Raw genomic sequence first — 1,442 nt, 5'->3', positions numbered from 1 at the left:
CCAATTATATGAGCAAAACCTTTTAAACTGTCCTTTGAAAATCAATTGGGAGGATCGCGATTTATGATAAAGGTCTTACATGCTATTGATGGCAGAGCTTGGGGTGGTGCCGAAAGGGTTGTTGCCATGTTGACCTCTGGCCTCCAGAAAAGGGGAAATTCGGTCAGCGTATGGACATCTAAAAAAGGCGGCTGTGCACCTATATTTAGAGAAAAGTTGGGAGAGGGGGTAGAAATAAAAGAATTACCTCTCTTAAACGATGCAGACATCGTTTCTATTGCGCATTTCTGGTATGCATTAAAAAAATATGATATTGTACACCTTCATTTATCTCATACAGCAGTCCTTTGTGCGGTTGCTTTGGCCATTTCACCAAACCATTATAGCCGTAAAGTGATATGTCATTTCCATGGTTTAATAGCCAACCCCAAGCATTATCGAGCATACACCCAAGGAGTATGCGTCTCGAAGACTGTAGAAATATATGTTAGAGAAAAAATGCCCTGGATGCGGACTTGGTGCGTTTATAACGGTATTGACATAGATAAAGCTGTAAGATCTTTGCCCTTATTGCCTTCCTCCGGCACTGCGATGAGAATTGGGTATTTGGCCAGGATGAGCGAAGGCAAAGGTCATGAAGACTTGATCAAAGCCTTTGCGATGTTAGGGAAAAATAAAGATGTTGAATTGATATTGGGTGGAGACGGCAAACTGATGTCATATCTGCAAAACTTAGTTAAAGAAATGAATCTTGTTGGTAGAGTAAGGTTTTTAGGCTTTATTGATCCGAAAGATGCTTTTTCCTTTTGGAAGTCAATGGATATAGCCTGTTTTCCCTCTTATTACGAAGGATTTAGTTTATCTGCGCTCGAAGCGATGGCTTCACAAGTGCCAGTAATTGCCTATTCAAGCCCGGCACTAATAGAGGCTGTGGGTGAAGCAGGTATTTTTGTTCCGATCGGAGATGTTGATAGCTTAGCCCGTTCCTTGAATAAATTGCTCAGCGATCACGATCTGCGCTTGCGATACGGGAATCTTGCTTTTGAAAGGTCAAAAAATTTTACGACAGATGCGATGGTAGATCAGATCATGGCTGTATATCGTGAAATTTTAAGGGGCATGTGATATGCGTATCCTTCACTACGTCGACGAAAACAGGCTGTCATGGGCGCAGGCGTGGATACAGCTTCTTGAGGCCTTAAGAAAAAAGGGCATAGAAAACTTCGTCCTGTGCCGCCCCGGGGGGACCTTGCATGAGATGCTTGCGCAAAAGGGTTTTACTGTATTTACATGTAAGCCTGCCATTCCCTGGGCGCCGCCGCTTTGTGCATGTATCAAAGATGTGATAAAGGCAGTAAAACCCGACGTCATCCACACGCGCCTTTCACAGGCAGCGTTATTGGGAGGATACTGGGGCAAACGTCTTGGCGTTCCCGTACTTT

Annotated in this window: 2 protein-coding genes; both read left to right on the top strand. The window is 43.8% G+C overall.

Annotated elements, in window-relative coordinates; all coding sequences use genetic code 11:
• Positions 1-63 precede the first annotated feature (63 nt).
• Positions 64-1,125, top strand: a complete 1,062-nt coding sequence (locus tag Q7P41_RS10305) for a glycosyltransferase family 4 protein (RefSeq protein ID WP_303884041.1) — start codon at positions 64-66, stop codon at positions 1,123-1,125.
• Between the two features lies 1 nt (position 1,126).
• Positions 1,127-1,442, top strand: a 316-nt coding sequence (locus tag Q7P41_RS10300) for a glycosyltransferase (RefSeq protein ID WP_303884040.1), incomplete at its 3' end; no start/stop codon positions are given.

The organism is Acetomicrobium mobile (genome assembly GCF_937920065.1).
This window is presented reverse-complemented; position numbering and strand designations above follow the sequence as displayed.